This window comes from Paenibacillus sp. OT2-17, from assembly GCF_009827695.1.
In the GTDB taxonomy this organism is placed as follows: domain Bacteria; phylum Bacillota; class Bacilli; order Paenibacillales; family Paenibacillaceae; genus Paenibacillus; species Paenibacillus polymyxa_B.
In genome coordinates this window covers 1-6209 of the sequence record NZ_WUDQ01000197.1, presented here as the reverse complement: position 1 = coordinate 6209, position 6209 = coordinate 1, and the positions used below count along the sequence as shown (strand labels likewise).

Sequence of the window (6209 nt, the reverse complement as noted above, 5' to 3'; positions counted from 1 at the left end):
ACCAAATCCTACAAATATGTTCTCAGTATAAGTACAGGTATCACAGTCCAGCTTGTACGCTTTCCCCATTTTTATCCCTCTTTATATCTATCCCTTTACGAGATTTGCTGAATGAGTGACCCGATTTCTCCCGCCACTTTTGGAAGCATACAGAGCTAAATCCGCTTGATGAACAATCGTTTGTTCCGTATCCTCTTGCGTAACCGTTGCCACACCAATACTCACAGTAATAGCATATTCTCCCCAATCCATCGAGGCCGTCGTGGAGCGGTATCTTTCCGCTGTAAGAATAGCTTCTTCTTGATCGTTGCCCGGAAGAATAATTACGAACTCCTCGCCGCCATACCGAGCGACAATGTCCCTATCCCGTGACATGGATTGCAGTAATTCTGCCAGATTCGTAAGCACTAGGTCGCCCACTGGATGACCATAAGTATCGTTAATACTTTTAAATCGATCAATATCAATGATAAGCAGCGAAAAAGATATTCCACTCTCACGAAAAGACGCGAGGCTAGCTAGTAATTGATCTTGGAAATACCTTCTATTTTTAAGACCGGTTAACGGGTCCGTTGATGCCATCGTTTCAAGCTGGAGATTAATCCTTTCTAGCTCCTGCTGTTTGATTTCATATTCTTCGTGCAACCGTTCAAGCTTCTGGTTCGCTTCATTCGTAGCCTGATATAATTCCTGAAGCTTGGTTTTGGTCTGCAGAATATCTCTCTCATGTTCAATTCGCTTACGCATCATAAGCACTACACAATCAATAACAGTTTCTCCGTTGCGTTCCTGGCGCACCCCGTTTAGAAGTACAGGCACATCCTGTCGATCACTTGTCCGAAACGAAAAGTACATCTCATCGACATGCCCGTACAACTGAATATAGGGATAAAAATAAGTATGAAAAAATAGCTTGTTGGTAACAGACATTGTGGATTCAATCGGCCGTCCGAGCAATTCATTACGGTCATAAAGTAGCATATCCAATAAAGTTTGGTTTACCGATTGAATGAAGCCAGAATCCGAGATTGAGAAATATCCACAGGGAGCTTTATCTAATTGAATATCCATTTCATGACTGCCTTTCTCCTGATATTACACACTGGCTAAATACTCTTTAATCAGATCGCTTGTTTCTCCAGGTTGACTTAAGTGAGGATAATGCCCCTTTGCCCTCATCTGTTGAAGCCTGCTGTTTTTAAGATGAGTATGTAAATAATTCCCTACTTCAATCGGAGCAATGCTATCGTCCGAGCACTGGAGAATCAGTGTAGGAATCGAAGCATGCTGGAGATCGACACGGCAATCCGAAAAAAAAGTCACTTCCGCAAATTGTCGTGCAATATGAGGGTCTCTTGAGCAAAAGGTTTTCTCCAACTCTTCGGTTAATTCCTGTCGTTCAGGATTCTGCATAACAATGGGTGCCAGGTAACTAGCCCAGCCAATGAAGTCCATTTGCATCATATCAAGCAATTCATCGATGTCACTCTTATCGAAGCCTCCATAATAATAGGGGAGGTCATTCACATAACGAGGAGAGGGACCGAGCATGACGATGCGCTCAAAATATTGGGGATTGCGGATAGAAGCAAGCATTCCGATCATACTACTAACGGAGTGTCCGACGAATATGACATTTCTTAATTCTAGCGCTTCCATAATATCTAGCACATCTTGGGCATACCCTTGTAAGTCGCTGTATTTTTCTGAATCATAGTACTTAATTTGAGATTCTCCGGAACCTACGTAATCAAATAAGACGATTTGGTAGTTGTCGATAAAGCTAGGGACGATATAACGCCACATATCCTGATCGCATCCAAAGCCATGAGCAAATACGATCGTTTGGCTGCCTGAGCCCAGCACTTTTACATTATTACGTACGAGAATGTCAACGGTCATTATAAATCACCTCTCTGAGGTAGTATCTGTTCTATCAGCTTTTCATTATTATATCGGAAAAGATTTGATTATGGATAATGAATCTCATTCAGAAATACATGTACCCAATATTCTTCTAGTTCGGAGTAACTCTGTTCATTTAACTCATTCAAATTCATATCTGTATCCTCTCCGCGGCATTTATTCATCTAAATGAAAATATTTTTTTATAGGCAAGGGCATCGCAGAGAATATTAATTCGCCTAATTGCTCTGGAGATTCCTTCATGCCGTTCTCAAGCCAGTCCTTAGTCACATTCACTCCTCCATAAGCGTTAAATCTTATAGCAAAAAGGATGTCGGGAGGCAACGAAGTCCTATTTGTTTTCTTAAGAATATAATTGGTGTGGCATTCAACCGTATAGTTAAAGATATTATTATAAAAAGACAAGTGCGTATTGTCGTCAAAAGCCTTTTTAAAATAGATGTAATCCTCTTTAATAAACTCAACAATTCTCCCGGCAACACGTCCCCAAGGCTCTTTTTCTATATATTGTTCAATAATTTTATCTGCCTTATCACTATATATCCATGAGATCAGGTCATATTTACTGGAAAAATGATAATAAAACATCTGTCTGCTAACCTGACAATTGTCAGTAATATCCGTTACGGTGATGGACTGGATTGGATGTATTTTGGCTAAGTCTATCAAAGATTCAGCAAGAAGTTCCTTAGGAGTTGTTTTTCGAATCATGTTAGCCCTCACAAAATTTTATTTTACATTTGTACACTATGAAGCATTTGTCTACATTTTTAACACTCTTAAAAATCAGTCTATTATTATTTAATTGCCTATATTTTATACTAATGATGTAAATAGAAGCTGGACAGCCATCTACCAAATGAAAAGGTAATGGTTCAAAATCTTTTTTATAAAGGAGAATAACAGCATGAATCCCAAAAAGATTAAAAATGTAACTATTAATGCTTCATTCAACAGCGAGAATGAAGTTGCTAAAAAGAACATGGATGTCATTGTAGACTTTTTTTCTTTATATTTAGGAGATACGGACAAATTTTATTCTTTGTGGGTTGAAGATAATCCGGCTGTAATTACCCCATTTACCACTGATGATGTGGCAGTTTTGCACAATTCTGTTCAAGAAGGCTGGGATGCTGTAAAAGGCTTCTTTAATCCCATTTTTAATGATATGAAAGGGACATTTGAATGGACCATCGATGAGTTTATAGTCGGAGAAAATCCTAACACGATTGTGACAAAAACACGCAGCCATATTGATATCACAGCGAATGGACCATGGGGAGAAAATAAAAAAATAAAATACAACGGGATCTATGTCCAGATCTTTAAATTTGAAAACAATAAAATCAAATCTTTCGAAGAGTATTATGATACTGCACTGTTAAACCAACAATACTCGTAAATATTTACTATTAGAAAAAGTCTCGGCCTGTAATCTACATTTCCATACGGAATGTACAATTCACAGACCGAGACTTTTTTTCATTCTTTATTCTGCTTCAACATCATCCGTGATTTTTTCTACTAACCCTCTCAAGCCGTGGTTGGTTACATTTAATTGATCAATAATATTCATAAATTCCGTAACAAGCTTGGCTTGCTCTTGGGAGGATACCGCAATCTGTGTGATTTCTTGTTCCATGTTATAAACCGATTGTCTGACGGCTTGCAAGGACTGCTCAATCCGTCCGGTTGCTTCCTTGGTGCCCGTAGACATTTTTCGGATTTCTGTAGCCACAACCCCAAAACCAGCTCCTGCCTCACCCACTCGGGCTGCTTCAATTGCTGCATTTAATCCAAGCAAGTTCGTCTGCTCTGAAATTTCCTTAATGTAGCCGGCCACCTCAGTCACGTTACCGGAGTCCTCAACCGCCTGTTTAGTATTGCTTAGAATTTCTTCGGCTGTCGCACTAAGCTCCTCCGAATGGGCCGCCACATGCTGAATCCCTTCAACTAGCTTGCTTGTAACATCCTCGGCTTGAGTCATCAACTTCTTCAGTTGATCTTGATTATCCATACTATAGGTGATACACATTACGGCCTCGATCTCATTCTGTTCATTCTTAATCGGATGAAAGTAAGAATCAGCAGCGATGCCGAAAACTTCAGCAGCGTAACGCTCTCTGGTCTTTTCACCGCCTACTAGCATTTTGAAGTCTCTGTGTACATCAGGAAGAGGATCGCCTGCTTTGAAGTCATAAACTAAGCTTTTACCCGACTGAAAGAACAGAAATTTTTCCCTGTCCATTACGGAAATTGAAACATCTTGTCGTGCAGCTTCTTTGATAAATGGCATGGCGGTCAAAACAGCTTCTACTTGATTCATAATATGTATCCACTTCCTTATATTTTGATATAAGTCCTATCTTCTATTTCGACATTTTCATCCCATGTGTTTAGTGAATTTAAAAATACTATGGATGATGTTGAGCCCCTACCTATAAACAATCTCCGTAGTTTCCTGAAGGGAATCCATTTTTACGGCCGGGATGCATATCCATTTAAGGTATTGTTTTCATTTCATAATAAATACAAGCGGCGCGTACCGATTAAAATTGGCACGCGCTGACGGTATGACTTTTATGAAACAGGCGCTAAGATTTAATCCAACTGCTCTCCATTGGTTTCAATCACATTCTTATACCAATAGAAGCTCTTCTTTCTGGATCTGGCAAGTGTCCCTTTGCCTTCATTATCCTTATCTACGTATATAAACCCATAACGCTTTTTCATTTCACCAGTTCCCGCACTTACCAGATCAATACATCCCCAAGGCGTATACCCTATTAAGTTTACTCCATCAGCAATCGCTTCTTTCATTTGCTCAATGTGTTGCTTTAGATAATCAATTCGATAATCATCGTGAATGGAGCCGTCTTCTTCCACTGTATCTACGGCGCCAAGGCCATTTTCAACAACCATTAACGGGATTTCGTATCGGTTGTAAATGTTATTGAGGGACCATCTCAATCCCTGTGGATCGATCTGCCAATCCCAGGCACTTGCTTTCAAATGAGGATTCTTTAAGCCCATAGATAAATTTCCTCCCACCTTCTCCTGGTTGGGATCGGCGCTGACACAAGTAGAGGAATAATAGCTGAAGGTATAGAAATCTACGCAGCCTTCCTTTAAGATGTCCTCATCCTCTTCTTGCATTTTGATCTGAATGTTATGATCTCTAAAATAGCGTTTGGCAAATCCCGGATAAGCGCCTCTTACTTGAACATCTGAGCATAAGAAATTACTTAAGTTATCCTTTTGTTGAGCTAGCAGAATATCATCAGGATGGCATGTAAGTGGGTAGGAACACATATAAGCAATCATACAACCGATTTTAAAGTCCTTATTGATTTCATGACCCAGCTTTACAGCCTTTGCACTGGCAATAAATTGATGATGCAACGCCTGATACAAAACCTGCTCATCCTTCACTGTAGCATGGGCAAGCTCTCCATTCCCCTCCGGCATCATAGCTCCAGCCATGAATGCGCCAAATGACAAGGTTAAAATATTGATTTCATTAAAGGTTAACCAGTATTTCACAACATCTTTGTATCTGTTAAAAAGCACTTCACAATATCTCACATAAAAATCTACGACTCTGCGATCTGACCAACCATTATATTTTTGGGTCAAATGAAACGGTGCTTCATAATGTGAGATTGTAACCAAAGGCTCAATATTATACTTTTTCAATTCTGCGAATACACGATCATAGAACTGCAAGCCTTGCTCATTCGGCTCTGCATCATCTCCGTTAGGAAATATTCTTGACCACGCAATGGACATTCTAAAGACCTTGAATCCCATCTCTGCAAATAAGCGGATATCCTCTTGATAGTGGTGGAAAAAATCAATAGCCTCGTGACTCGGATAGTTCACTCCTTCTTCCAGTATAGGTGTAATTCTTCGGGAAGTCGTATGCGTTCCAGCCGTAATCACATCCGCAGTGCTTAAGCCTTTACCTTCTTCATTATATCCACCTTCAAATTGGTTGGCAGCCGTTGCACCTCCCCATAAAAATCCTTGTGGAAATTCCAATTTAGTTGTATTTTCCATTGTTAATTCCTCCTCAACATTTAATTAAGATTAGACTACGACGGTCAATAAATCCTCTTGATACTCAATCGCCTTCTTCTCTGTTTCAATGACATCCAGGTAATTCGTAGTATTGGCAACGATAACAGGTGTGGTCAAAACATAACCAGCCTCTTTTATAGCTTCCATATCAAACTCCATAAGCAGCTGGCCTTTTTTAACAGCATCTCCCTGTTTTACTTTAG

General features: G+C 39.8%; 7 protein-coding genes. 1 reads left to right on the top strand and 6 read right to left on the bottom strand.

The genetic code is table 11. From position 1 onward, the window contains the following. Window positions 1-87: 87 nt before the first annotated feature. From GRP75_RS17140 to GRP75_RS17130, 3 genes are all read right to left on the bottom strand, one after another. Complete coding sequence (locus tag GRP75_RS17140; RefSeq protein ID WP_075154567.1) at window positions 88-1071, bottom strand: sensor domain-containing diguanylate cyclase; 984 nt, start codon at window positions 1069-1071, stop codon at window positions 88-90. Between the two features lie 24 nt (window positions 1072-1095). Continuing rightward, window positions 1096-1902, bottom strand: a complete 807-nt coding sequence (locus GRP75_RS17135) for an alpha/beta fold hydrolase (RefSeq protein WP_160789887.1) — start codon at window positions 1900-1902, stop codon at window positions 1096-1098. A 180-nt stretch (window positions 1903-2082) separates the two neighbouring features. Continuing rightward, window positions 2083-2637: a TetR/AcrR family transcriptional regulator C-terminal domain-containing protein gene (locus tag GRP75_RS17130; RefSeq protein WP_023989688.1), complete on the bottom strand. Its 555-nt coding sequence runs from the start codon at window positions 2635-2637 to the stop codon at window positions 2083-2085. A 196-nt stretch (window positions 2638-2833) separates the two neighbouring features. Between GRP75_RS17130 and GRP75_RS17125 the strand changes: the two genes are divergently transcribed. Next, window positions 2834-3328 (top strand): nuclear transport factor 2 family protein, encoded by a 495-nt coding sequence (locus GRP75_RS17125; protein ID WP_023989689.1) that lies wholly within the window; start codon window positions 2834-2836, stop codon window positions 3326-3328. Window positions 3329-3415: 87 nt separating this feature from the next. Here the strand turns inward: GRP75_RS17125 and GRP75_RS17120 are convergent, their stop codons facing one another. From GRP75_RS17120 to GRP75_RS17110, 3 genes are all read right to left on the bottom strand, one after another. Then, window positions 3416-4252, bottom strand: a complete 837-nt coding sequence (locus GRP75_RS17120) for a methyl-accepting chemotaxis protein (RefSeq protein ID WP_023989690.1) — start codon at window positions 4250-4252, stop codon at window positions 3416-3418. Window positions 4253-4527: 275 nt separating this feature from the next. Beyond that, a complete protein-coding gene (locus tag GRP75_RS17115; RefSeq protein WP_160789886.1) occupies window positions 4528-5985 on the bottom strand; it encodes a glycoside hydrolase family 1 protein in 1458 nt (485 codons plus the stop codon). A gap of 30 nt (window positions 5986-6015) precedes the next feature. Then, on the bottom strand, window positions 6016-6209 hold a 194-nt coding region (locus tag GRP75_RS17110), incomplete at its 5' end, for a PTS glucose transporter subunit IIA (RefSeq protein WP_160789885.1).

Excerpts from the sequence above, each read along its gene's own strand:
- GRP75_RS17135 (WP_160789887.1), bottom strand. The coding sequence starts at position 1,902 with ATGACCGTTGACATTCTCGTACGTAATAATGTAAAAGTGCTGGGCTCA.
- GRP75_RS17115 (WP_160789886.1), bottom strand. The coding sequence starts at position 5,985 with ATGGAAAATACAACTAAATTGGAATTTCCACAAGGATTTTTATGGGGA.
- GRP75_RS17125 (WP_023989689.1), top strand. The coding sequence starts at position 2,834 with ATGAATCCCAAAAAGATTAAAAATGTAACTATTAATGCTTCATTCAAC.
- GRP75_RS17140 (WP_075154567.1), bottom strand. The coding sequence starts at position 1,071 with ATGGATATTCAATTAGATAAAGCTCCCTGTGGATATTTCTCAATCTCG.
- GRP75_RS17130 (WP_023989688.1), bottom strand. The coding sequence starts at position 2,637 with ATGATTCGAAAAACAACTCCTAAGGAACTTCTTGCTGAATCTTTGATA.
- GRP75_RS17120 (WP_023989690.1), bottom strand. The coding sequence starts at position 4,252 with ATGAATCAAGTAGAAGCTGTTTTGACCGCCATGCCATTTATCAAAGAA.